Genomic DNA, 24,373 nt, shown 5'->3' on the forward strand with positions numbered 1-24,373 from the left:
CGGGCCGGCCCGTGCGGCCGGCCCCGCTCGTTCTTCGCGTCCGGGTGCCCGGGTCCGTGTGGCCCGGTGCGTCCCCCGGGCGCCCCAGGGCCGGTTCCGCCGGCCCGCAGGGGCCGGGTCTCCGGCCCCGGTCGGAGCACCCCGAGGGGGAGAGATGGCAACCGTCGAACTTCGATTCAGCGCGCTTCCCGAGCACGTGCGGACGGCCAGGCTGGTCGCCGCGGCCGTCGCCAGACGGGCCGGGGTCGACGAGTCGGTGCTCGACGAGGTACGGCTCGCGGTCGGCGAGGCGTGCTCCCGCGCGGTCGGACTGCACCAGCGCGGCGGCATCGGCGGCGCGGTCCGGGTCGCGCTGACCGATCAGGAGAAGCGTTTCCTCATCGAGGTCGAGGACGAGGCCGGCCCCGCCGCCGTCCCGGCCTCCGGCGACGCCGAGGGCGGCGAGCCGGACGAGGACACCCTGGGCCTCGCCGTGATCACCGGCCTGGTCGAGGACCTGGAGGTCACCAACGGCGCGGCCGGTGGCCTGATCCGGATGAGCTGGCCGGTTTCGGTCGCCTCCATCGCGGTCTGAGGCGCTGCCTCGACGTCTCCTCGCGTCCCCGCCGCCTCGCGGGCGCTTCCTCGCGCCCGAGAGCGGCCGGGGTCCTGTTCCCGGGCATGCGGTGACACACCGCTGATCCCGGCGGTTCGCCGCGTCGCGGACGAGGACGTCCACGCGGATCCGCGCCGTGCGGCCGCCCTGGCCGCTCGCGCAGACCACTCCACCGCCGAAGCACCCCACCGCCGAAACACCCGGGCCGGGACGAGTGCGAGCGGGCCTGACCCGGGCCGGGGCGTCGAGAGGGCGGCCCCTGGGGGACGGGGGAGCCGGGAATCGGGGGACGGACGAATCGGGGGACGGACATCGGCCGTGTAGGTTCGACGACCGATGACGACCGAACCGAAAGGCTTCTCCCGGTGAACAAGCGACTGCTGGCCGTACCCGCCCTCGGCGTGCTGCTCGCGTTCGGCGCCGTCGGCTGCGGCGGCGACGACAACAACAGCAAGCAGCTGGAGTCCTGGGCGTCGAACGTCTGCGGCGCTGCCAAGGACCCGATCGCCCAGGCGCAGACCGCGCTGGCCGACACCGGACAGGTGAAGACCGGCGAGGCCCCGACCGACCTCCAGAAGCGGCTCTCCACGGACATCGGGCGGCTGGCCAAGACCAACCAGGACATAGCCGCCGCCATCGACGCGGCCGGGGCGCCCAAGGTGCAGGACGGCGCGGCCCTCCAGAAGGACACCGTCGAGGAGCTGAAGAAGGCGGCCGACGGGTACGTGGAGGTCCAGAAGAAGGTGGACGCGCTGCCCAACAACGACCAGGCCAAGTTCGCCGACGGGCTGCGCAGCGTGGCCGACCAGGTGCAGCAGCTGGCCTCGCTCTCCACCCAGGCGCAGAGCAAGCTCCAGCGTGGTGAGCTCGGCGCGGCGATGGCCAAGCAGGAGGGCTGCAAGCCGTCCCCGACCACCGCCCCGAGCGGCGGCGCCACCGGCGGTGCGGGGGCCGGCGCGAGCGGCACCCCGGCCCCGGGCGGCACGACCCCGGCGCCGGGCGCCACCGACACCCCGAGCGCCCCGGCCACCACCCCGGCGCCCGGCGCGACCGACGGCACGAGCCCGGCCGCGGCCGGTGCGACCACCGCTCCGGCCGCCCCGCCCACCACCCCGGCGAACCCGGCCCCCAGCGCGAGCTGAGCCCGGGCGGACCGGACGGTCCGACGCGCCCGTCCCCGGTACCGGGGACGGGCCTGGTGACGGGGACGGCGAGACACCGCCCCCGGAGTCGCCGTCCCGCGAGTCGCCGTCCCGTGATCCGGCGCCCCTGCCACAGGCCCGCCGCTGAACGACTCGGTGCCCCCGGCAGGGCGGCGCGTGGTGGCTTCCAGGGGGCGCGCGGGGTGGTGCGGGCTTCCGTCCGCCGGCCGCGGGGCGCAGCGGCGGCCACCGGCTGGGTGGCGGGGGACAATGGCGGGGTGATCAGTAGCCCCGTTCTCGACCCGACCCGCCTCGCCAAGTTCCGCGAGGCGCTGCTCGCCGCCTCGTTCACCGCCGACGGCTGCCTGGACCTGCTCGGGCCCACCGGCTATTCGGCGTTGGCCCGCAGCGAGGCGGTCCCGGCGCTGCGGGCGACCCGCGGTGGCAGCCCGCTGGAGACGCTGGTGCGGCTGTTCCTGCTGCAGCAGCCGGTCCCGTACCGGGCGGCCGCCGCCGCACTGCCGGTGGAGGACTGCCTGGCGGACGGTTGGCTGCGCCCCGACGGCGATCTGGTGCGCGCCACCGTCGACGTCCGGCCGTACGCCAACGAGGTGGCCGGGATGCCCAGTTCGGACGCCTGGGTGGTCTCCGACCTGGGCTGCGCGGTGGGCGGCGCGGGCGGCATCGGCTCCGGTGAGACCGCGCACGGGGTGGCCCGCAAGGACCTGGTGCTGGGCGTCGGCGGCGCCTCCACCACGCTGGCCAACATCACCGTGCGCCGCCCCGTCCGGGCCGCGCTGGACCTCGGTTCGGGCTCCGGCGTGCAGGCGCTGCACGCGGCCCGGCACGCCGGGACCGTGACCGCCACCGACCTCAACCCGCGCGCGCTGCGCTTCACCGAGCTGACCCTGGCGCTGTCCGGTTTCGACAGCACCGAGGTGTCCGCCGGAAGCCTCTTCGAGCCGGTCGGGGAGCGGAAGTTCGACCTGATCGTCTCCAACCCGCCGTTCGTGATCTCGCCGGGCGGCCGGTTCACCTACCGCGACGGCGGCATGGCCGGCGACGACCTGTGCCGCGGCCTGGTCCGCTCGGCCGCCGACCACCTGGAGCCCGGCGGCTACTGCCAGCTGCTCGCCAACTGGCAGCACGTCAAGGGCGAGGACTGGCAGGAGCGGCTGGCCGGCTGGGTCGCGGGCACCGGGCTGGACGCCTGGGTCGTCCAGCGCGAGGTCCAGGACGTGGCCCAGTACGCCGAGTTGTGGCTGCGCGACGGCGGCGACCACCGCGGCCCCGGCGGCGACTACCAGGCCCGGTACGGCGAGTGGCTGGACGCCTTCGAGGCGGGCCGGGTCGAGGGCATCGGCATGGGCTGGATCACCCTGCGGGCGAGCGGCGCCGAGCGTCCGACCGTCCGGGTGGAGGAGTGGCCGCACCCGGTGGAGCAGCCGCTCGGCCCGCACATCGAGGCCTGGTTCGACCGGCAGGACTTCCTCCGCTCGCACGACGACGCGGGCCTGCTCGCGGCCCGTTACGTGCTGGCCGACGAGGTGGTCCAGGAGCAGGTCGGCGCGCCCGGTGCGGAGGACCCGGAGCATGTGATCCTGCGTCACAACCGAGGCATGCGGCGGGCCACCAAGGTGGACACCGTGGGCGCCGGCTTCGTCGGGGTCTGCGACGGGACGCTGTCGGCGGGCGAGATCGTGGACGCCATCGCGCGGCTGCTCGGCGAGGACCGGGTGGTCCTGCGGGACCGGGTGCCGGAGTCGCTGCGCCTGCTGACCGAGCAGGGGTTCATCGACCCGGTCCGCTGAGAACCGGTCCGCTGAGACCGGAGCCGCCGAGGCCCGCCCCGCCGAGGCCCGCCCCGCCCGGGCCCGCCCCGCCGGGACCGGCGCCGCTGATCGCGGCGGGACCGGTCCCGCCGCGACGCGGCCGGTTCACCGGTCCGTACCCCCTGGTTCGTCCGACCGCCGCTGGGCGGCTGTCTCCCGTTGGCCCTCCGCTGTGAAGCTCTGTCCACAGGCTGTGGACAGAGCTGGGGAGCCGGGGGCAGAGGTGGACACGACGACGGCGATGGTGGGCGGGTCGGTGCTCGCCCTCTTCGGTGGCGTGCTGCTGCTCTGGTGCGCCGCCGAAGTGGGCCTGCGCCTGCGGGTGCGCCGCCGGGGGGCGTCGGCGGTGGCCACCGTGGTGGCCGAGGACGACGTGCACGGCCAGCTGGACAGTGCGCCGCTGCTGTCCTTCTCGGTGCCGCCCTCGGTGGGCGGCTCCGGCGCGTGCGGGATCGCGGGGCTCGTGATCGCCCGCCCGCGCGGGCACACCCCGCTGCGCCGTCCGGACCGTTTCGCGCCAGGTGCCTCGGTGCGGATCTGTTACGACCCGCAGCGCCCGAGCCGGGTGGTGCTGGCGCGCGGGGAGGTCGGCCGGGCGGCCGTCGTCGACCTGCTGTGGAGCGTCCTGGGCGTGGGGTGCCTGGCGGCGGGCGCCGGGCTCCTGGTCGCGGTCGGCGGCTGAGCCCCGCACTCCGCGAGGGATCCGGAGAGGCCGGAGGCAGATCCGGGGACGGGTGCCCAGGGCGGATTCACGCCATCCCGTGCCAACCTGTCGATTTTCCGTTGACAGATCTTGAAATCCGTCATTCCATCCTCCGGAACCTGCCGAAGGCCCCCCTCCACGGGGCGCGAACCTCCGTCATCGGGTTACCGTTCGAGTGGCGTCGGTGAGGCCGGCAAGTGAAAAAGCGGGATCCGTCCGTTTGACAAGGGTGGCCGGGGTACGGTCACACTCCGCTGGTGGGGGTGTCGTGCCGCGGCAGCCCCGGGACGGTGGAGGGGTCGGGCGGAGCGCAGCCCGTGCGGCCAGCGCCGACCAGCCACATAAGGACCGGGAGAGAAGAGCGAAGGTGTCCCCGAGCAGCGAGACCGCGCACGGACAGCGACTCGTCATTGTCGAGTCGCCGGCCAAGGCGAAGACGATCAAGGGCTACCTTGGCCCCGGCTACATCGTCGAGGCGAGCGTCGGGCACATCCGCGACCTCCCCAGCACCGCGGCCGAGGTGCCGGACAAGTACACCGGCGAGGTGCGCCGCCTCGGGGTGGACGTCGATCACGACTTCGCGCCCATCTACGTGGTCAACGCGGACAAGAAGTCCCAGGTCAGCAAGTTGAAGTCGCTGCTCGCGGAGTCCGACGAGCTCTTCCTCGCCACCGATGAGGACCGCGAGGGCGAGGCCATCGCGTGGCACCTCCAGCAGGTGCTCAAGCCCAAGGTGCCGGTGCACCGCATGGTGTTCCACGAGATCACCAAGTCGGCGATCCAGGAGGCCGTGGCCAACCCGCGCGAGCTCAACCAGCGCCTGGTCGACGCCCAGGAGACCCGCCGCATCCTCGACCGCCTGTACGGCTTCGAGGTCTCGCCGGTGCTGTGGAAGAAGGTCATGCCGAAGCTGTCGGCGGGCCGCGTGCAGTCCGTCGCGACCCGCCTGGTGGTCGAGCGCGAGCGCGAGCGGATGGCCTTCCACACCGCCTCGTACTGGGACCTGGTCGGAACCTTCGGCACCGGCCGCACCCCGGCCGACGCCGCCAACCCGGAGACCTTCGGCGCCCGGCTGGCCGCCGTCGACGGCAAGCGGATCGCCAGCGGCCGCGACTTCGGCCAGGACGGCCGGCTGAAGGCCGCCAGCGCGAACACCCTGCACCTGGACGAGCAGGCGGTCCGTCAGCTGGCCGCCGCCCTGGAGCAGACGGCGTTCGCCGTCCGCAGCGTCGAGTCCAAGCCCTACCGCCGCTCGCCGTACGCGCCGTTCCGCACCACGACGCTCCAGCAGGAGGCCAGCCGCAAGCTGGGCTTCGGCGCCAAGCGGACCATGCAGGTGGCCCAGAAGCTGTACGAGAACGGCTTCATCACCTATATGCGTACCGACTCCACCACGCTGTCGGACACCGCGGTCTCGGCCGCCCGGGCCCAGGTCACCCAGCTGTACGGGGCCGACTACCTGCCGGACGCGCCGCGCACCTACGCCAGCAAGGTCAAGAACGCGCAGGAGGCGCACGAGGCCGTCCGCCCGTCCGGCGACCGCTTCCGCACCCCCGCCGAGACCGGTCTGACCGGTGACGACTTCAGGCTCTACGAGCTGATCTGGATGCGCACCGTCGCCTCCCAGATGAAGGACGCGGTCGGCCAGTCCGTCACCGTCCGGGTCGGCGGCACCTCCGCCGACGGCCGGGACGTCGAGTTCTCCGCCTCCGGCAAGATCATCACCTTCCACGGCTTCCTCAAGGCCTACGTCGAGGGCGCCGACGACCCGAACGCCGAGCTCGACGACCGCGAGCGCCGGCTGCCGCAGGTCGCCCAGGGCGACCCGCTGGCCGCCGACCGGATCACCCCGGAGGGCCACGCCACCAAGCCGCCGGCCCGCTACACCGAGGCCTCGCTGGTCAAGGAGCTGGAGGACCGGGAGATCGGCCGCCCCTCCACCTACGCGTCGATCATCGACACGATCATCCAGCGCCGGTACGTCTTCAAGAAGGGGACGGCGCTCGTCCCGTCGTTCCTCTCCTTCGCCGTGGTCAACCTGCTGGAGAAGCACTTCGGCCGGCTGGTCGACTACGACTTCACCGCCAAGATGGAGGACGACCTCGACCGGATCGCCGCCGGTGAGGCGAAGTCCGTGCCGTGGCTGAAGCGCTTCTACTTCGGCGAGGGCGAGGGCAGCGCCGCGGGCGGCGCCGCCGAGGCCGGCAACGGCGACGGCGACCACCTGGGCGGCCTGAAGGAACTGGTCACCGACCTCGGCGCGATCGACGCCCGGGAGATCAGCTCGTTCCGGGTCAGCGACGACATCACCCTGCGGGTCGGCCGCTACGGCCCGTACGTCGAGCGCGCCTCGACGGTCGAGGGCGAGCCCGGCCAGCGTGCCGACATCCCGGACGAGCTGCCGCCGGACGAGCTCACCGTCGAGCTGGCCGAGGAGCTGCTGGCCAAGCCCAGCGGCGACTTCGAGCTCGGCGCGGACCCGGTCAGCGGCAACATGCTGGTCGCCAAGGACGGCCGCTACGGCCCGTACGTGACCGAGATCCTGCCCGAGGGCACGCCGAAGACCGGCAAGAACGCGGTCAAGCCGCGCACCGCCTCGCTGTTCAAGACGATGTCGCTGGACACCGTCACGCTGGAGGACGCGCTGCGGCTGCTCTCGCTGCCGCGGGTGGTCGGCACCGACGCCGAGGGCGCGGAGATCACCGCGCAGAACGGCCGCTACGGCCCGTACCTCAAGCGCGGCACCGACTCCCGCTCGCTCACCGACGAGGACCAGCTCTTCACGATCACCCTCGACGAGGCGCTGGCGATCTACGCCCAGCCCAAGCAGCGCGGCCGGGCCGCCGCCGCCCCGCCGCTCAAGGAGCTGGGCAACGACCCGGTCAGCGAGCGCCCGGTGGTGGTCAAGGACGGCCGCTTCGGCCCGTACGTGACCGATGGCGAGACCAACGCCACGCTCCGCAAGGACGACGAGGTCGAGACCATCACGCCCGAGCGCGGGTACGAGCTGCTCGCCGAGAAGCGGGCGCGCGGGCCGGTGAAGAAGGCGGCGAAGAAGGCCCCGGCGAAGAAGGCCGCGGCCAAGAAGACGACCACCGCCAAGACCGCGGCGACCAAGACCGCCGCGAAGAAGACCGCGGCGAAGAAGACCACCACCACCAAGACGGCGGCGGAGAAGAAGACGGCGGCAAAGAAGACCACCGCGAGCAAGACGGCGGCCGGCCAGGCCACCGCCACCGACGAGGGCTGATCCCAGGTCACGGCAGCCGGGCCCGTGCCCCCGATCTCGGGGGTGCGGGCCCGAGGTCCGTCGGGTCCGTGCGGGCTACGTCACAACCCGGTGATGAGCGCGATCCGGAAGCCCGTTCGCAGCGTTCCGGCCAGGCCCCGCCCGCTACGCTGACCGTATGACGAGCGAGGAGCAGCCCACCCCCAGCGCCGTCCCGGCCGCCAGAGCCCGGGCGTTCGACCTGCCCGAGGTCGCGCCCGCCGGGAGCCCGGCGGACCGGGCCAGGGCCCTGCTGCGGACACGCGCCTACCGGCGCCTGTGGACCACCCAGCTGATCGGCGGCACCGCCGACCGGCTCGGTCTGCTGGTGCTGCTCGCGCTCACCGTGATCGCCGCCGCCCAGGGCGGACAGTTCGGCAGCCTGCCGCGCAGCCTCGCCTTCGCCCTCGCCGCGGTCCTCGCCGTCCGGGTGCTGGCCACCGGGCTGGTCGGCGTCGCGCTGCTCGGCCCGGTGCACCGGCTGGTCACCGGCCGGCTGGACCGGCGCTGGACGCTGTTCGGCGCCGACGTGCTGCGCGCCCTGCTGATCGGCCTCGCGCCCTGGTGGAGCGTCTGGCTGGGCTCCGCCGCCAAGCCCTCCGGGGCCGCCGTCTACGTCCTGCTCGCCACCGTGTTCGTGACCGGTGCCGCCGAGCGGGTCTGGGGGATCGCCAAGTCCGCCGCCGTCCCGGGCCTGCTGCCGCCGGCCAACCCGCACCTGCCGGCCGCCGAGCAGCGCCCGGCCGCGGCCAACCTGGACAGCGTCCGGAGCATCGACCGCTTCACCGGCTGGGTGACCGTGCCGCTCGGCGCCGTCGGCCTGGTCGCCTTCACCCTGCTCAACAACATCGGCGCGGCCGTCGGCTCCGACTGGCTCCGCGCCCACCAGCTCACCTTCGCGGCGCTCGGCGCGGCCGGGCTGTTCGCCGCCTCGGCGGTCCGCGGCTACCTCCAGCAGCTGCCCGGCGGCCCGGTGACCGTGGCCCCGGTCTCCCCGTTCCAGGGCCTGCGCGCCCCGACCGACGCGACCCCCGGCCCCGCGCTCGGCAAGGGCCGCACCGGCAGCGCCCCGTACTTCACCTTCGCCGTCGCGGCCGGCTACGCCTCGATGGCGGGCGTCGCCGCGCTCGCGCTGCTGACCGCCGCCGAGCACCGCGCCGGGCCGATCGGCTACGGCCTGCTGGTGCTCGCCGCCGCCGGGACGCCCGCCCTGGGCACCCGGCTCACCCGGGCCACGCTGCCCTCGCTGTCCCGCCGCCGACTGCTCGCGCTGGCGCTGCTCACCCAGGGCGTCGCGCTGATCCTGGCCGGCCTGGTGCTCGACTTCGTGCTGGTCCTGCTGCTCACGGTGCTGGCCGGCCTGGCCGCCGGGATCGTGGTCTCGGCCGGGCGCACCCTGCTCGCCCAGGAGGTCGAGGAGGCCCGGCTGCCGAAGGTCACCGAGCACCTGTTCGCGGTGCTCCGGGCCGTGGTCGCCGCCGCGCTGGTCGTCGTCCCGCTGATCGCCGCCGCCTACGGGGACGTCGAGTACGGCACCGTCGAGCCCGGCTCCTTCACCTTCATCCACGGCGGCGCGGCCCTGGCCGTCGCCACCTCCGGGCTGCTCACCCTGGTGCTCGCCGCGGTCGTGCTGCTGCGCACCGACGACCGGCGCGGCACCGCGCCGTTCGTCCGGGACCTGGTGGACTCGGTGCGCGGCGCGGGCGGCCCGGTGCCGCACCAGGGTGCGGGCACCGGCTTCTTCATCGCCTTGGAGGGCGGCGACGGCGCCGGCAAGTCCACCCAGGCCCAGGCGCTCGCCGAGTGGATCCGCGGCAAGGGGCACGAGGTCGTGCTCACCCGCGAGCCCGGCGGCAGCCCCGTCGGCCAGCGGCTGCGCGGCCTCGTCCTGGACGTCGGCAACACCGGCCTGTCGCACCGCGCCGAGGCGCTGATCTACGCCGCCGACCGCGCCGAGCACGTCGAGAACGTCATCCGGCCGGCCCTCGCCCGCGGCGCCGTGGTCATCACCGACCGGTACATGGACTCCTCCATCGCCTACCAGGGCGCCGGGCGCGACCTGGCCGCGACCGAGGTCTCCCGGATCTCCCGCTGGGCCACCGGCGGGCTGCTGCCCGACCTGACCGTCGTCCTGGACGTCGACCCGACCAGGGCCCGCGAGCGCTTCACCGAGGCGCTGGACCGGCTGGAGTCCGAGCCCACCGAGTTCCACCAGCGGGTCCGGGCCGGCTTCCTCTCCCTCGCCGCCGCCGACCCGGCGCGCTACCTGGTCGTGGACGGCAGCCAGGCCCCCGACTTCGTCACCACCGCCATCCGGCACCGGCTCGACCGCGAGCTGCCGCTCTCCGAGCAGGAGAAGGCCGCCCGCGCCGAGCAGGAGCGGCTGGCCAAGGAGGAGGCCGAGCGCCGCGCCGCCGAGGAGGCCCGCAAGAAGGCCGAGGAGGAGGCCGCCGAGCGCAAGCGGCAGGAGGTGCTGGCGCAGCTGCGGGCCGAGCAGGCGGAGAAGGAGCGGCTGGCCAAGGAGGAGGCGGAGCGGGCCGCCGCCGAGGCCCGGCGCAAGGCCGAGGAGGAGGCGCGCCGACGGGCCGCGGAGGAGGCCGAGCGCCGCGCCGCGGAGGAGGCCAAGCTCCGCGCGGCCGAGGAGGCCCGGCTGGCCGCGGAGGCCGTCGAGCGCAAGCGGATCGCCGACGAGGCGGCCGCCCAGGCCGAGCTCCAGCGGCAGCGCGAGCTCGCCCGCGAGGAGCAGCGCCGCCGGGCGGAGGAGGCGCTCCAGCGGGCCGAGGAGGCGCGGCTGGCGCAGGCCGCCGCGCTCGCGGCTGCGGCCGCCGCGGCGGAGTCGGCGGAGGGCCGGGCCGAGGGGCGGCCGGGGTCGGGTTCTGGCTCGGGGTCGGGCTCGGCGGGTTCGGGCTCGGGTTCGGCGTCGGGGGAGGCGACCACGGAGCTGCGGGCGGTCCGGGACATCCCGAAGGACGCTCCGCGGGACGCGGCTCAGGCCTCGTCGGGCGGGCTCGGGGACGAGGCGACGCGCGAGCTGTCGCCGCGGGACCGGCAGGCCGCCGTCCGGGCGGCCGAAGCCGCCGAGGCGCGCAAGGCTGCCGAGGCGCGTCGGGCCGCCGGTGCGGTCGACGAGACCACCAGGCTGCCGGTGGTACCGGCCTCGGCGGTGGACGAGACGGCCGTGCTGCCGAAGGTCCCGGCGGAGGCCGACCGGACCGCGGTGCTGCCGCAGATCGAGCCCGGGCGCGTTGAGGGCCGTACGGACGGCCGTACGGACGGCCGTACGGACGGTCGTACCGAGGGGCGGGCCGAGGGCCGGGCGGCGCAGGCGCCGAGGCGCGCGGAGCCGGTCGACAGCACCCGTGAGCTGCCGGTGGTCGGCGCGGAGCCGGCTTCCGGGCCGCAGTCGCCGTCGCCGTCGCCGTCGCCGTCGCAGCCGCAGCCGGCCGCCGAGCGGCCGCGGCCGGAGTGGGCCGAGGAGACGCCGATGGACGACCTGCCGAGCCTCACCGACACCCTGCTCGGCTCGCACGACGAGTGGGCGCGCTGGGAGCACGGCGGCCCGGGCCAGGGCGGTTCGTACGGCGGCCCGCAGAGCGGCGCCCAGGGCGGTGTGGAGCGGCCCGAGGGCCGTGGGAACGCCCAGGGCGAGGGTGATGGCAAGGGCAAGGGCCGTCGCTGGGGCCGCCGGGGCTGACCGGACACGCGTGCGCGGCGCCGTCGGGGCGGGTCCCCGGCGGCGCCGCCGCGTTCCGTCGGGCAGCCGCCGGTGGGGCCGCGGTCCGTCGGGTGTCGGTTCGTCGGGTGTCGGTCCGTCGCCCGCGGGACCGGCCTTCCCGTCCGCCTTCCCGTCCGCCGTGCCCTCCGCCGTCCCCCGGACGGAGCAGTGGGTGTCGGAGCGGAGACGTATGCTCGACGGCGGGGAAGAGGCGCCACCGGCGCTGCCGTACGGAGCTTGGGAGCAGCAGTGGCCGTCTGGGACGACCTGGTGGGCCAGGAGCGGGTGGTCGAGCAGCTGACCGCCGCAGCCCGGGCGGCCGGGGCGACGATCGAGGCCGGTCGCGGGGCCGCCCCGGTCGAGGGCGTGAACGCCTCCCTGATGACGCACGCCTGGCTGTTCACCGGCCCGCCCGGCGCCGGGCAGGTCACCGCCGCGCGCGCCTTCGCCGCCGCCCTCCAGTGCACCAGTCCGGACCTCGCGCTCGGCGGCACGCCCGGCTGCGGGTTCTGCGACGGCTGCCACACCGTGCTGGCCGGCAGCCACGCCGACGTCAAGTACGTCCGGACCGACGGCCTCTCCATCGGCGTCGGCGACATGCGCGACCTGGTCATGCGCGCCTCCAGCTACCCGACCGGCGGCCGCTGGTCGGTGATCCTGGTGGACGCCGCCCACCGCCTCACCGAGGCCGCCGCGAACGCGCTGCTCAAGGGCGTGGAGGAGCCCTCCCCGCGCACCGTCTGGCTGCTCTGCGCCCCCTCCGTCCAGGACGTGCTGCCGACCATCCGTTCGCGCTGCCGCCTACTGGTGCTGCGCACCCCCGCGGCCGAGGCGGTCGCCGACACCCTGGTCCGCCGCGACGGCGTCGACCCGGAGACGGCCCGGCTCGCCGCGCTCGCCGGTCAGGGCGACATCGAGCGCTCGCGCCGCCTCGCCGTCGACGAGCAGGCCCGGACGCGCCGGTCGGAGGTGCTGCGCATCCCGCTGGAGGTCGGCGACATCGGCGGCTGCCTGACCGCCGCCCAGCGCCTGGTCGACACCGCCAAGGCCGACGCCGAGGCGCTCGCCGAGACCCAGGACGCCAAGGAGACCGACGACCTCAAGGCCGCCTACGGCGCCTCCGAGGGCAGCAAGGCACCGCGCGGCATGGCCGGCGCGGTCAAGGAACTGGAGAAGCGGCAGAAGAGCCGGGCCACCCGCACCCGCCGGGAGACCCTGGGCGTCGCCCTGCTCGACCTGCTCGGCTTCTACCGGGACGTGCTCGCCATCCAGCTCGGCTCCACCGGCGCGCTCGCCAACGAGGACCAGCGGCAGGCGCTGAACCGGGTGGCCCAGGCCGGGCCCGCGGAGGGCACGCTGCGCCGGATCGAGGCGGTGCTGGCCTGCCGCCAGGCGCTGGACCGCAACGTGGACCCGCTGCTCGCGGTCGAGGCGATGACGGTGGCGCTGCGCGCGGGCTGAGGGCCGGGCGGGGCCGTTCTTCCTGGATTGCTCCGGCGGGCGGTACCCGTACGCCTCCCGGGGCGATACGCCGTCCCACCTTCGAGTGAACGAGCGACACTCGCCGGGCACACCGTCGTGTGACGGTCCGCCCGTTGTGCACGCTGGGGGCCGACTGCGCCCGCTGCCGGGGCGGTCGCCTCCCGTACGCGCCGGTTCCGGTTCGGCGCGGCCCCCTCCAGAGGTGGTGCGTCCCGTGGTTCGTTCGCTCCTCGTCATTCCCCTGCTGGCCGCCGCCCTCGGCGGGATCTGGCTGGCCCGGGGTGCCCAACAGCGCTGGCGCGACCTGCGCGCCGCCGAGACCTACGAGCTGGCCGGCGACCGCCTGCCGATGCTGGTGCGGGCGGCCGGGGCGATGGTCTGCGGGGTGTGCGTCACCGCCCTGACGGTGCTCACCACGCTCGGCGCCTTCGGCGGCCTCGGCCGGGACGTCCAGGCGCCGGACCGGGCGGAGCCGGTGGTGGACGCGGGGAGCGCGGGCGCGGGATCGGGGGCGGGGTCGGGCGGCGGGACCGGTGCGGGGGCGGCGGCCCGGCCGCAGCAGGCGGCGCCGCCGGTGGCCGCCGAGTCGGCCGCTGCTGCCGGCGCCGGTGCCGGCGCCGCCCCGGTCGCCCCCGCCGCCGTCGGAGCGGCCGGAGCTGTCGGAGCTGCCGGACCCGCTGCGGCTCCCGCCGTGGCCAGCCGCTTCGACAGCGTCGGCCACCCCGGCGGCGGCGAGCTGCTCCAGTCCGCCGTGCTCGGCCCCGACGGCCACCCCCGCAACGTCCGGGTCTGGCTCCCGCCGCAGTACGCCAAGGAGCCGAACACCCACTTCCCGGTCGTCGTGATGCACGCGGCCGCGCCCCAGAAGACTGCCGACGCCGAGGTCCCGGACGTCTTCGAGGGCATCGGTTCGGCCCTCCAGACCGGCAGGACCCGCCCGTTCATCCTGGTCGCCCCCGAGGCGCCGAACGGCACCGCGCACCCCTGCGAGCTGGTCGCCGCCGCCCCGGCCGCCGTCGCCGACGACGCGACGCTGCGCGGCACCATCGCGGCCTCCTTCCGCACCCTGCCGCCCGGCCCGGCCTCCTGGGGCGCCCTCGGCGTCGACGGCGGCGCGCCCTGCGCGGCCGCCGCCGGACTGTCCCGGCCCGACCTGTACGGCGCGGCCGCGGCGGTCTCCGGCCGCTACGACGCCATCGCGCTCACCCAGACCGGCGCCGAGGCCCCGGCCGGCAGCTCCGCCAAGCTGCTGCTGGCCGCCGCCAAGGCCGACTCCGCCGGGTTGGACGCGGCCCGCAAGCTCCAGTCCGCGCTGAAGGCCGGCCCCGGAGCGGCGGCCAAGGCCGACGTGCGGATCTCGGACAACGTGCAGGACTTCACCCCCGACAGGGAGCGGCTGCGGCTGGTCCGGCAGGCGGCGCAGTTCCTGGCCGAGGCGCTGGCCAAGCCGTCCTGAGCGCCCGTCCGGCGGCGCTACGCTGCCCGGTACCCCGGGGAGGGGTGCCGGGCAGCGGCGTTTCCTCCGGGGTGCTCCACTGGTTGTTCCACGGGTTGTTCCACGTGCTGGTCGATTGCGGAGTGGTGGCGGATGAGGGCCTTCGGGCGGGCGCCGGTACGGGCGTGGGCACGGACGCGGGCGCAGGCCGCGGCGCTGGTCGTCGCCGGGCTGCTGGCGGGCGGGTGCGGCGCCGATCCGTCCGAGGCGCCGGGGGCGTCCCCGTCGGACCCGGCCGGCTCCGGCAGGCCCTCCGCCCAGGCGGCCGCGGCGGCGTCCGGGGCTGCCGGGGCCGCCGGGGCGACCCCGTTGGAGCCGCTGCCCGCCGCCGTCCCGGCCGCGCTCGCGCCGTACTACGCGCAACACCTGGCCTGGCAGCCCTGCGACAGCGGGTTCGAGTGCACCACGTTCCGGGTGCCGCTGGACTACGACCACCCGGGGGACGGCGACCTCACCCTGGCGGCCGCCCGCGCGGCGGCGGAAACCGCCCCTTCCGCCTCCCCGCCCGCTTCCCCGGGCGCGCGGCTCGGCTCCCTGCTGCTCAACCCGGGCGGGCCCGGCGGCTCGGCGATCGAGTACCTGGAGGCCGCCGCCCGGACGTACGACCACGGGGTGCGCGCCCGGTACGACCTGGTCGGCCTCGACCCGCGCGGGGTGGGCCGCAGCAGCCCCGTCAGCTGCCTGAGCGGTGACCGGATGGACGCCTACACCGCCGTCGACCTGACCCCCGGCGACCAGCACGGGATCGACGCGCTGATCGCGGCCGACAAGGAGTTCGCCGAGGGCTGCCGGAAGCAGGCCGGGGCGGCGCTCGGCCACCTCGGCACCGTCGAGGGCGCCCGCGACATGGACGTGCTGCGCGCCCTGCTCGGCGACGAGAAGCTGAACTACGTCGGCAAGTCCTACGGCACCTTCCTCGGCGCCACCTACGCCGGGCTGTTCCCGAGCCGGACCGGACGGCTGGTGCTGGACGGCGCGATGGACCCGGCGCTCGACTCCGCCACCGGCAACCGCACCCAGGCGGGCGGCTTCGAGACCGCCTGGGCCGCCTTCGCCCGGGACTGCGCCACGCGCGAGGACTGCCCGCTCGGCCGCACCGAGCAGCAGGTCGGCGAGCAGCTCACCGCCCTGCTGGAGGGCGTCCGCGCCGCCGCGCTGTCCACCGCCGAGGGCGGCCGCCAGCTCACCGGGTCCCAGGCGACCACCGGCGTCATCCAGGCCATGTACGCCGACTTCCTCTGGCCCAAGCTGCGCGCCGCGCTCGCCGACGCGAAGGCGGGCGACGGCACCGGTCTGCTGAAGCTCTCCGACGACTACTACGGGCGCGAGGCGGACGGCTCGTACCCCAACCTGATGTTCGCCAACACCGCGGTGAACTGCCTCGACCTGCCCGCCCCGTTCCGCGGGCCGGAGGACGTCCAGCGGGCCGTGCCGGAGTTCGAGCGGGTCTCGCCGCACTTCGGGCGCGACATGGCCTGGATGGCCCTGACCTGCGCGTACTGGCCGGTCCGGCCCACCGGTACGGCGCACACCATCCGCGCGGCCGGCGCCGCCCCGATCGTCGTCATCGGCACCACCCGCGACCCGGCCACCCCGTACGCCTGGGCCCGGTCGCTGGCCGACCAGCTGGAGTCCGGCCGCCTGCTCACCTTCGACGGCGACGGCCACACCGCGTACGGCCGGCACAGCACCTGCGTGGACGGAGCGGTGAACCGCTTCCTGCTGACCGGGGAGGCCCCGGAACAGGGCAAGCGCTGCGACCGGTAGGGCGTGCCCGGAGCCGGGAGACCGACAGGTGGTTCTCACTTCAACCGATTACCGGTACGACGTTACGATGAGCGCCCCCTGCCACCCTCCCCTGCACCGGAGCTCATCGTGCTCGGAGTCAACGACCTGGCGACGTACGTCCTCGGCGCCCTCGTCATCATCCTGCTGCCCGGCCCCAACTCCCTGTACGTGCTGTCCGTCGCGGCCCGCAAGGGCATCCGCACCGGCTACCGAGCCGCGGCCGGCGTCTTCATCGGCGACCTCACCCTGATCAGCCTCACCTCGCTGGGCGCGGCCTCCCTGCTCAAGGCCAACCCGGCCGTCTTCGCCGTGGTCAAGTTCGGCGGCGCCGCCTACCTGCTCTGGATCGGCTACGGCATGCTCCGCGCCGCCCGCCAACTCTGGCGCGACCGCCGCGCCGCGGCCGACCCCACCGCCGAACCGGCCCCCGAATCCACCGAGAACCCCTTCCGCCGGGCCCTGGTGATCAGCCTCCTCAACCCGAAGGCCATCCTCTTCCTGCTCTCCTTCTTCACCCAGTTCGTCGACCCCGGCTACGGACAGCCCGCCCTCTCCTTCGCCCTCCTCGGCGGCATCCTCCAGACCTTCAGCTTCCTCTACCTCTCCCTCCTCATCTTCGCGGGCACCACCCTCGCCACCGCCTTCACCCGCCGCAAGCGCCTCTCCGCCACCCTCACCAGCGGCGTCGCCGTCCTCTTCGCCGGCTTCGCCGCCAAACTCGCCGTCTCCTCCGCCTGACCACCGCCCCCGGATACCGGGTACGGATCACCCGCGAACCTGTGTAGACTGGCCCGCGTTGCCGCCACACACGGCAGCGGTGCCGCCTTAGCTCAGTTGGCCAGAGCAACGCACTCGTAATGCGTAGGTCGCGGGTTCGAATCCCGCAGGCGGCTCAGTGAAGGCCCAGGTCAGGAATTTCTGACCTGGGCCTTTTTGCGTGCCCCAGGGGGCGGGGGTTACTGGTCGAGGTAGGTGAGGACGGCCAGGATGCGGCGGTTGGCAGTGTCGGTGGGGTGGAGGCCGAGCTTGGTGAAGATGTTGGTGATGTGCTTGGCGACGGCCTTCTCGGTGATGAAGAGGGATTGGGCGATGCCGGTGTTGGAACGGCCCTGGGCGAGGGATTCGAGGACTTCGCGTTCGCGGGGGGTGAGGGTGGCGAGGGCGGTGTCGCGGTCCTTGCGGACCAGGAGTTGGGTGACGACCTGGGGGTCCATGGCGGTGCCGCCGGCGGCGACGCGGTGGATGGCGTCGAGGAACTGGGTGCCGTTGGTGACGCGGTCCTTGAGCAGGTAGCCGACGGCGTGGCCGCCGGTGGCGAGGAGTTCGCGGGCGTAGAGGGGTTCGACGTACTGGGAGAGGAGCAGGACGGGGAGGTCGGGGGTGGTGCGGCGGGCGGTGAGGGCGGCGCGCAGGCCCTCGTCGGTGAAGGTCGGCGGCAGCCGGACGTCGACGATCGAGACGTCCGGCCGCTGCTCGGTGAGGGCCCGGAGGAGGTCGGGGCCGTTGTCCACGGCGGCCGCCACCTCGTGGCCGTGGGCCTGGAGGAGGCGGATCAGGCCGTCCCGGAGGAGGAAGTGGTCTTCGGCGAGGACAATGCGCACGGAAGCTCCAGGGTCACCGTGGTCGGACCGTCGGGGGGACTGCTGACGGCGACGACCCCGTCGAAGGTGGCGAGCCGCCGTTCGACGCCGCGCAGGCCGGTGCCGCGGCGGGCGTCCGCGCCGCCCCGCCCGTTGTCGGAGACGGTGATGCGCAGTACGCCGCGATCGTAGCGGAGTTCGATTCCGGCGCGGCCGGCGTCGGAGTGCTTGACGACGTTGGTGAGGAGCTCCGAGACGGCGAAGTAGGCGGCGGACTCGACGGGCATCTCGGGGCGGCCGGGGAGGTCCGCCGAGACCTCGGTGGGGACCGGGCAGACCATGGCCAACGCCCGTACCGCGTCGGTGAGTCCGCGGTCGGCGAGGACCGGCGGGTGGATGCCGCGGACCAGGTCGCGGAGCTCCTCCAGGGCCTTCGCGGAGGACTGGCGGGCCTCGACCAGCAGGGCGCGGACGGCCTTCGGGTCGGTCTCCAGGAGGTGTTCGGCGGCGTCCAGGGTCATGCCCATCGCGACCAGCCGGGCCTGGGCGCCGTCGTGCAGGTCGCGCTCGATCCGGCGGATCTCGGCCATCCGGGTGTCGACGGCGGTGCTGCGGGTGGCGGTCAGGTGGGCGATCCGGCCGGCCAGCAGCTCCTGCTCGCCCGGGGCGAGCATCGAGCGGATGTGGCGGGCGTGCCGGCGGACCGTGTGGGGCGCGAGCCAGAGCGCGAGCGGGAATTGGAGCAGTCCGAGGACGCCGGCGAGGACGGCGGTGGCGGTGCCCTCGATCGGGATGAACTGGTACCAGAGGCCGTCCCACTCGGTGGACAGCTGGACGCCGAAGAAGGCCAGGAAGACGCCCCAGAGGCCGTTGAGCAGGACGGCGACCGGCAGGAAGGCGAGCAGGCTGCCGACGAACGGCTCGGCGAAGACCCAGCAGAACTCCCGACGGGTCTGCGGGTCGCGGGTGATCCAGCGGTAGCGGGCGAGGATGCCGGAGGCCCACTCGGGCACCGGCGGCAGTGGGCCGGGCGGTCCGGGGAACCGGACGTCGGACCACTCGGCGGCCAGGGCGCGCTGACGGTCGGCCAGGTCGCGCACCCCGGCCATGGCGCGGGGGACCAGGCCGAGGCCCGGCCCGACGAGGGAGATCGCGCACGTGACGCCGAGGGAGTGGACGAGGGCGAGGGCGGAGAGCCGACTGAGGGTCAGGGACCGCCGGAGGGCGGTGAGTCCGGTGGACACCGAGAAGCCCGTGGCCCTGTTCGGTGTGGTGCCCTCCTCGCTCGGCGCCGGGCCCTCCCCGTTGTGCATCGTGCTGTTCACGGACGCGATCCCCTCCCGGTGGTGCCGTTGTGCGGCCCGGTCGCGCCGGCCCGTGAGGCCATTCTGACGACTGCGGGGAGGCCTTGTCGGTGGGAGAAACTCCCCCTTTGGTCATACGGGATATCTGCCGAACGGCAGATGGCAGAAGCCCGCGGACCGGCCAGGCTTACGAGCGTGCTCATGTGCCCCAGGAAACGCGCCCGGAGCGGCGCATCCGACCCCGACCGCAAGGAGGACGACGTGGAGCGACGTACGAGAACCGGATACGGGCCGGTCGTTCTCGTGGTGGCCGCGCTGCTGTCGCTCGCCGGCTGCGCCGACGCGATGGACGCCGCGCCCGAGGACAGGACCTTCGAGTTCGCCGCCCAGAGGCTGAACGTCGTGTCGCACGGCGCCCCCGCCGACCTCGTCGCGGTCGACCGGAAGGACGTCAAGGTCACCCGCTGGTTCGAGACCAGCGGCAAGGTCGGCAGCGCCAAGGCCTCCTGGGAGCTGAAGGACGGGGTCCTCGACCTCCGGGCGGGGTGCTCGGGGATCGCCAACTGCGACACGAAGTACCGGGTCGAGGTGCCCAAGGGCGTGGCGGTCCTGCGGGACGGGCGCGAGACGGAGCTCAAGGGGTGAAGGCGATGACTCCTGGCGGAGGGACGGGGAACATGCTCGAACTGGTTGATGTCACCAAGGTCTACAAGGGCGGCAAGCGGGCCGTCGACGGCGTCACGATGCGCCTCGGGCCGGGAATGGTCGGGCTGTTGGGGCCGAACGGCGCCGGGAAGTCGTCGCTGATGCGCATCGTGGCGACGGTCACCCGGCCCACGGGCGGGCAGGTCCGGTACCAGGGCGCCGACGTGGTGGCCGAGCCGGACCGCTTGCGCCGGGAACTCGGCTACCTGCCACAGGACTTCGGGGTCTACCCGAACCTGACCTCGCGGGAGTTCCTGTCCTACCTGGCGGCCGCCAAGGGGATCGGAGCCCGTTCCGCCCGGGCCCGGATCGACGAGCTGATCCAGCTGGTCAACCTGACCGAGGCGGTCAGGCGCCCGCTCGGCACCTACTCGGGCGGCATGCTCCGCCGGGTCGGCATCGCGCAGGCCCTGCTGGCCGACCCCAGGGTGATCGTGGTCGACGAGCCGACCGCCGGCCTGGACCCGGAGGAGCGGGTGCGCTTCCGCAACCTGCTCAGCGAACTCGCGGCGGAGCGGGTCGTGATGCTCTCGACCCACATCGTCTCCGACGTCGAGTCGGTGGCCTCCGACATCGCCGTGGTCGCGCACGGCCGGCTGCTGCGCCGGGGCGCGCCCGACGAGCTGCTCCGGGAGATCGACGGGCAGGTCTGGGAGGCGGTGGTCGCCCCGGCGGACCTCCTGGAGGTCCAGGCCCGCCACGTGGTCAGCCGGATGGTGCGGACCGGGAACGGCGTGCGGGTGCGGCTGCTCGCCGCCGAGCCGCCGCGGCCCGACGCGGTCCGGGTCGTGCCCGATCTGGAGGACGCCTACCTGGGCGTCATCCACCGGCCGGGCGGCTCGGCCCGGACCGAGCAGCGGGCGGTGCGGCGATGAGCGCGACGGTGACGGTGACGGGTCCGGCGTTCGGGTCGGGGTCGGGGTCCGGGTCGGGGGTCGGGTCGGCGTTGGCCAGGCTGGCGGTCGGCGACTTCCGGGACCGGGTGCGCCGGCCGGTGTACGCGGTGACGCTGCTCGCCGCGGTCGGGCTCGGCTACCTGGCCGTACCGGACGCCGGCGGCCACTGGACGGTCATGGACGTGGGCGGCCACCGGGGCATCTACAACAGCGCCTACGTCGGCGCGGTCACGGCGCTGGCCGGTGCGCTCTGGCTTACCTTCGGCGGCTTCTACGTGGTGCGCAGCGGCATCGCGCGGGACGAGGCGAGCGGGGTCGGCCAGGTCCTCGCCGCCACCCCGCTGCGCAACTCCCGCTACCTCCTGGCCAAGTTCCTGAGCAACCTGCTGGTGCTCGCCTCCATGGTCGGCGTGCTGGCCGTCACCGCGCTGCTGATGCAGCTCGCCCGCGGTGAGGACCGCGCGGTCGACCCGATAGCCCTGGTGGTGCCGTTCCTGCTGCTCGCACTGCCCCTGATGGCGCTCACCGCGGCGGCGGCGCTGCTGTTCGAGACGGTGCCGCCGCTGCGGGGCGGCTTCGGTAACGTCGTCTGGTTCGTGCTGGCCATGGTGCTCGCGCTCGGCGGGCAGTCGGCCTCCGCGCCGCTGGACGGCCTCGGCGTGCACCAGGTCGCGCGGTCGATGGGCGCGGCGCTGGAGGCCCGGCACGAGTCGGTCGGCGACGGCGGGTTCAGCCTCGGGCTGACCAAGGTCGACAAGCCGCTGGGCACCTTCCTCTGGGGCGGGTTCGACCCGTCCGCCGGGTTCGTCCTCGGGCGGCTGGCCCTGGTGCTGCTGGCGATCGGCCTGGCGCTGCTGCCGGCCCTGTGGTTCGGCAGGTTCGATCCCGCGCGTGCCTCCGGCGGTGCGTCCGGGGCCGCGGCTGCCGTCGGGGCCGGGGCCGGGGCCGTCGCGGAGGTGATGGCCGGGGAGCCGTCCGTGCCCGACAGGACGGAGACGGCGGGGGCGCGCTGGGCGACCGTACCGGACACCCGGCTACGGGCCGAGCCACAGCGGACTGCCCTGCCGCAGGCCGAAGCGCGGCGGGCCGGGGCGTTCGGGCGGCTGCTGGCGGGGGAGGCCCGGATCCTGGTGCAGGGCGTCTCCCGCTGGTGGTGGCTGGTCGCCGCCGGGCTGACGGTGGCCGGGTTCGTGCTGCCGATGGACGCCGTCACCGGACTGCTCCTGCCCCTGGCGTGGCTGTGGCCGGTCCTGATCTGGTCCCGGCTCGGCAGTCAGCAGGTCGAGAACGGTCTGGAGGTGCTGCTCGGGGCCTACCCGTCGGCCCGGCGCAGGCTGCTCGCCGAATGGGCGTCCGGGCTGGTGCTCACCGCGGTGACGGGTGCCGCCCCGCTGATACGCATGCTGGCGGCGGGCGACGGTGCGGGGACGGCCAGTTGGCTCGGAGGCGCGCTGTTCGTCCCCTCGCTGGCCATGGTGCTCGGGGTGGTGAGCCGGAGCCACCGGCTCTTCCAGGTGGTCTACCTGCCGCTCTGGTGGGTCCTCGTCAACCACGTCGCCGCCGTCGACTTCATGGGGGCCGTGCGCGTGAACGGCAGCCCGGGCGGTCCGGGGCCGCTGCTGGTCGGGGCGCTGTCCGCGGCCATGCTCGCGGTGGTGTTCCTGGTCGGCGCAGCCCGACGGAACGTCAAGGGCTGACCGGAGACGGGCGCCCGGGCCGTCGGCGGACGGTCCGGGCTGCCCTCGGGCTTCGGGGCACACCCAGGGGGTGTCGCCCGCCTGCCCGTCGTCTCCTTCTCGCCGTCTACTACTCGTCGTCGCCGAGGTCGCCCGCGAGGTCACCCGAGAGGTCGCCGTCCGGGGTGCCGCTGATCGCGTAGCCCTGCCGGCGCGCCTCGTAGCAGGCCACCGTCGCGGCCGCCGAGACGTTCAGCGAGCCGACCCGGCCCAGCTGCGGCACGAACACGACCTGGTCGCAGAGCGCCAGCGCCTCGGGGGTGATCCCGCGGTCCTCGTGCCCGAGCATGAAGGCCACCGCCGGGGTCAGCTCGGCGGCGAACATCGGCACCGCCTCGTCCGCCAGCTCCAGGCCGACGACCTTGAAGCCGTCCGCCTTGGCCGCCGCGACCGCCTCGGCGATGGTCGGGAAGTGCTCCACCTTCAGGTACTTGTCGGTGCCCATCGCGGCCTTCTGCGCGCCGGAGGAGCGCACCGACGGGGTGTCCCCGACCAGGTACAGCTTCTCGGCGCCCATCGCCGCGCCGGTGCGGACCACCGAGCCGACGTTGAACGGCGACTGGAGGTTCTCCAGGATCATCGCGAGCCGGAACTCGTTGCTGCGCCGCCACGAGCGGTGCAGACGCTTCAGTTCGGTCCCGCGCAGCTGCTTCACGTCGTCGTACCTCGTCCACTCTCGGAGCCCTCGCCCACCTCGGGGCGGGGCCGCGCTTCCAGAATCCGGCACCCGTTGACCGACGTGACCCGACTGGTCGGGTAGCCCTGCTCGTTCAGCCACTTCTGGAGCGAGTCCGAGCCCAGGTGCTTCTGCACCACCAGGAACGCCGAGCCGTCCGGGGTCAGCCGGTCGAGCCAGTGCGTGAGCAGGCGGCGCAGCGCGGCCTTGCCGATCCGGATCGGAGGGTTGGAGTAGATGGTGGCGAAGCGGACGTCCTCGGGGACGTCGTCGGGCAGGGAGGCCTGGACGTTGCCGAGCCCCAGCGCCTCGGCGTTCAGCCGGACCAGCTCCAGGGCGCGCTCGTTGACGTCCACCGCCCAGACCGGGAGGCGCTTGCGGCGGCTCGCCCAGGTCAGCGCGATCGGACCGTAGCCGCAGCCGATGTCCAGGATCGGGCCGCGCACCCGCGGCTGCGGGGCGTGCTCCAGCAGGATCCGGGTGCACGGGTCGAGCCGGGTGCGGGAGAACACCCCGGTGTCGGTGGTCAGTTCCAGGGTGAGGTCCGGCAGGGAGACCGTGATCGGCCGGCGGTCGCTGGCGACCTCGGGTGCACCGGTGAAGTAGTGCGAGCCGGACATGATTTCCCCGTCGTTCGTATGGGCCTCGGGGCCACCGGGTGGGTGTGGGTTAGCCCTTTGTACGGCACCGATCGTACCCCCGGTGGCCCGGACGGCGTTCCGGCCGCTGCCCGGGACGGGTGCTCCCGCCGGTGCACTCGCCGTCGCCCGGGACGCGGCTCGGGAACGGCGGTGCGGACGGCGGTGCGGACGGCCGTGCGGCGCGGACGGTGGGCGCGGTCAGGCGGCGCCGGGGGTCTTGCGGGTGGCCACGTTGATGCGGTTCCAGGCGTTGATGGTGAAGCAGACCGAGATCAGCTGCGCCAGCTCGGCCTCCGCGAAGTGTGCGGCGGCCCGGGCGTACACCGCGTCCGAGACGCCACCGTCGATCCGGGCGACCTCCTCGGCCAGGGCCAGGGCGGCCCGCTCGCGCTCGGTGTACACCCCGGCGGGGGCGTCCGGCCAGACCGGCAGCAGGTAGATCCGCTCGTCGGTCTCGCCGGCCTTGCGGGCGTCCTTGGCGTGCATGTCCAGGCAGTACGCGCAGCCGTTCAGCTGGGAGGTGCGCATCTGGACGAGCTCGACCAGGGCCGGGTCGAGGCCCTCGCGGGCGGCGGCGTCCAGGGCGATCATCGCGCGGAACACCTTGGGGGCGGTGCGGGCGTAGTCGAGGCGGGCGGTGCCCGCGAGGGCCTCGGTGGTCCGGGCGGCCTCGGTGGTCCGGGCGGTCCGGGTGGCTTCGGTGGTCCGGGAGCTCTCGTTCGTCGTCATGGCTACGACCCTAGGAGCGGAATGCACCCGTCCCCTGGGTCATTCACGATGCTGTTTCGTGGGTCAATCTGGCCGGTCGGCCGGGG

General features: G+C 74.7%; 18 protein-coding genes and 1 tRNA gene. 14 read left to right on the forward strand and 5 right to left on the reverse strand.

The features are described from left to right. The first annotated feature begins 154 nt into the window (after positions 1-154). The 11 genes from ACFVXH_RS11715 to ACFVXH_RS11765 all read left to right on the forward strand — a co-directional run bounded on the left by ACFVXH_RS11715 (position 155) and on the right by ACFVXH_RS11765 (position 16,913). Complete coding sequence (locus ACFVXH_RS11715) at positions 155-574, forward strand: ATP-binding protein (protein WP_049659131.1); 420 nt, start codon at positions 155-157, stop codon at positions 572-574. Positions 575-960: 386 nt separating this feature from the next. Beyond that, complete coding sequence (locus ACFVXH_RS11720; RefSeq protein WP_074001776.1) at positions 961-1,737, forward strand: hypothetical protein; 777 nt, start codon at positions 961-963, stop codon at positions 1,735-1,737. A 278-nt stretch (positions 1,738-2,015) separates the two neighbouring features. Next, entirely contained in the window at positions 2,016-3,548 is a 1,533-nt protein-coding gene (locus ACFVXH_RS11725) for a methyltransferase (RefSeq protein WP_387822510.1), read from the forward strand. Between the two features lie 244 nt (positions 3,549-3,792). Further along, positions 3,793-4,251 (forward strand): DUF3592 domain-containing protein, encoded by a 459-nt coding sequence (locus ACFVXH_RS11730; RefSeq protein ID WP_387822512.1) that lies wholly within the window; start codon positions 3,793-3,795, stop codon positions 4,249-4,251. Between the two features lie 388 nt (positions 4,252-4,639). Next, positions 4,640-7,522 (forward strand): type I DNA topoisomerase, encoded by a 2,883-nt coding sequence (topA, locus tag ACFVXH_RS11735; protein ID WP_387822515.1) that lies wholly within the window; start codon positions 4,640-4,642, stop codon positions 7,520-7,522. A gap of 157 nt (positions 7,523-7,679) precedes the next feature. Then, positions 7,680-11,234 carry a dTMP kinase gene (tmk, locus tag ACFVXH_RS11740; protein WP_387822518.1) on the forward strand — a complete coding sequence of 1,185 codons (3,555 nt, stop codon included), beginning with the start codon at positions 7,680-7,682 and terminating at the stop codon, positions 11,232-11,234. A 270-nt stretch (positions 11,235-11,504) separates the two neighbouring features. After that, a complete protein-coding gene (locus tag ACFVXH_RS11745) occupies positions 11,505-12,716 on the forward strand; it encodes a DNA polymerase III subunit delta' (RefSeq protein WP_387822887.1) in 1,212 nt (403 codons plus the stop codon). Between the two features lie 235 nt (positions 12,717-12,951). Beyond that, positions 12,952-14,193 carry a hypothetical protein gene (locus ACFVXH_RS11750; protein ID WP_074001772.1) on the forward strand — a complete coding sequence of 414 codons (1,242 nt, stop codon included), beginning with the start codon at positions 12,952-12,954 and terminating at the stop codon, positions 14,191-14,193. Between the two features lie 132 nt (positions 14,194-14,325). Beyond that, a complete protein-coding gene (locus ACFVXH_RS11755; protein WP_387822521.1) occupies positions 14,326-15,999 on the forward strand; it encodes an alpha/beta hydrolase in 1,674 nt (557 codons plus the stop codon). Positions 16,000-16,107: 108 nt separating this feature from the next. Next, positions 16,108-16,758 carry a leucine efflux protein LeuE gene (gene leuE, locus ACFVXH_RS11760; RefSeq protein WP_380775693.1) on the forward strand — a complete coding sequence of 217 codons (651 nt, stop codon included), beginning with the start codon at positions 16,108-16,110 and terminating at the stop codon, positions 16,756-16,758. A gap of 81 nt (positions 16,759-16,839) precedes the next feature. Beyond that, a tRNA-Thr gene (locus tag ACFVXH_RS11765) sits at positions 16,840-16,913 on the forward strand. A gap of 63 nt (positions 16,914-16,976) precedes the next feature. Here the strand turns inward: ACFVXH_RS11765 and ACFVXH_RS11770 are convergent. Both ACFVXH_RS11770 and ACFVXH_RS11775 read right to left on the reverse strand, forming a co-directional pair. Beyond that, positions 16,977-17,621, reverse strand: a complete 645-nt coding sequence (locus ACFVXH_RS11770; RefSeq protein ID WP_049654418.1) for a response regulator transcription factor — start codon at positions 17,619-17,621, stop codon at positions 16,977-16,979. After that, positions 17,573-18,925 carry a sensor histidine kinase gene (locus ACFVXH_RS11775; protein ID WP_387822525.1) on the reverse strand — a complete coding sequence of 451 codons (1,353 nt, stop codon included), beginning with the start codon at positions 18,923-18,925 and terminating at the stop codon, positions 17,573-17,575. The genes ACFVXH_RS11770 and ACFVXH_RS11775 overlap by 49 nt, the downstream gene beginning before the upstream one ends. Positions 18,926-19,165: 240 nt before the next feature. On the opposite strand from ACFVXH_RS11775, the gene ACFVXH_RS11780 reads away from it, so the two are divergent. The 3 genes from ACFVXH_RS11780 (at position 19,166) to ACFVXH_RS11790 (ending at position 22,202) form a co-directional block, all read left to right on the forward strand. Next, positions 19,166-19,549, forward strand: coding sequence for a hypothetical protein (locus ACFVXH_RS11780; protein ID WP_387822528.1), 384 nt, complete (start codon positions 19,166-19,168; stop codon positions 19,547-19,549). A gap of 32 nt (positions 19,550-19,581) precedes the next feature. Next, on the forward strand, positions 19,582-20,484 hold the full coding sequence (locus ACFVXH_RS11785; protein ID WP_117488493.1) for an ABC transporter ATP-binding protein: 903 nt from the start codon (positions 19,582-19,584) through the stop codon (positions 20,482-20,484). Positions 20,485-20,555: 71 nt separating this feature from the next. Continuing rightward, positions 20,556-22,202, forward strand: coding sequence for a hypothetical protein (locus ACFVXH_RS11790; RefSeq protein ID WP_387822531.1), 1,647 nt, complete (start codon positions 20,556-20,558; stop codon positions 22,200-22,202). 109 nt (positions 22,203-22,311) lie between these two features. Here ACFVXH_RS11790 and ACFVXH_RS11795 read toward each other — a convergent pair whose 3' ends face one another. The 3 genes from ACFVXH_RS11795 to ACFVXH_RS11805 all read right to left on the reverse strand — a co-directional run bounded on the left by ACFVXH_RS11795 (position 22,312) and on the right by ACFVXH_RS11805 (position 24,287). Then, positions 22,312-22,896, reverse strand: coding sequence for a TrmH family RNA methyltransferase (locus ACFVXH_RS11795; RefSeq protein ID WP_049654411.1), 585 nt, complete (start codon positions 22,894-22,896; stop codon positions 22,312-22,314). Then, the gene (locus ACFVXH_RS11800; protein ID WP_049654410.1) at positions 22,893-23,537 is read right to left on the reverse strand and encodes a class I SAM-dependent methyltransferase; all 645 of its coding nucleotides are present in this window, start codon (positions 23,535-23,537) and stop codon (positions 22,893-22,895) included. Before ACFVXH_RS11800 ends, ACFVXH_RS11795 begins: the two co-directional genes overlap by 4 nt. A 219-nt stretch (positions 23,538-23,756) precedes the next feature. Next, positions 23,757-24,287: a carboxymuconolactone decarboxylase family protein gene (locus tag ACFVXH_RS11805; RefSeq protein WP_387822535.1), complete on the reverse strand. Its 531-nt coding sequence runs from the start codon at positions 24,285-24,287 to the stop codon at positions 23,757-23,759. Positions 24,288-24,373 lie beyond the last annotated feature (86 nt).

The sequence above is a fragment of the Kitasatospora sp. NPDC058184 genome (assembly GCF_042883725.1).
Lineage (GTDB): Bacteria > Actinomycetota > Actinomycetes > Streptomycetales > Streptomycetaceae > Kitasatospora.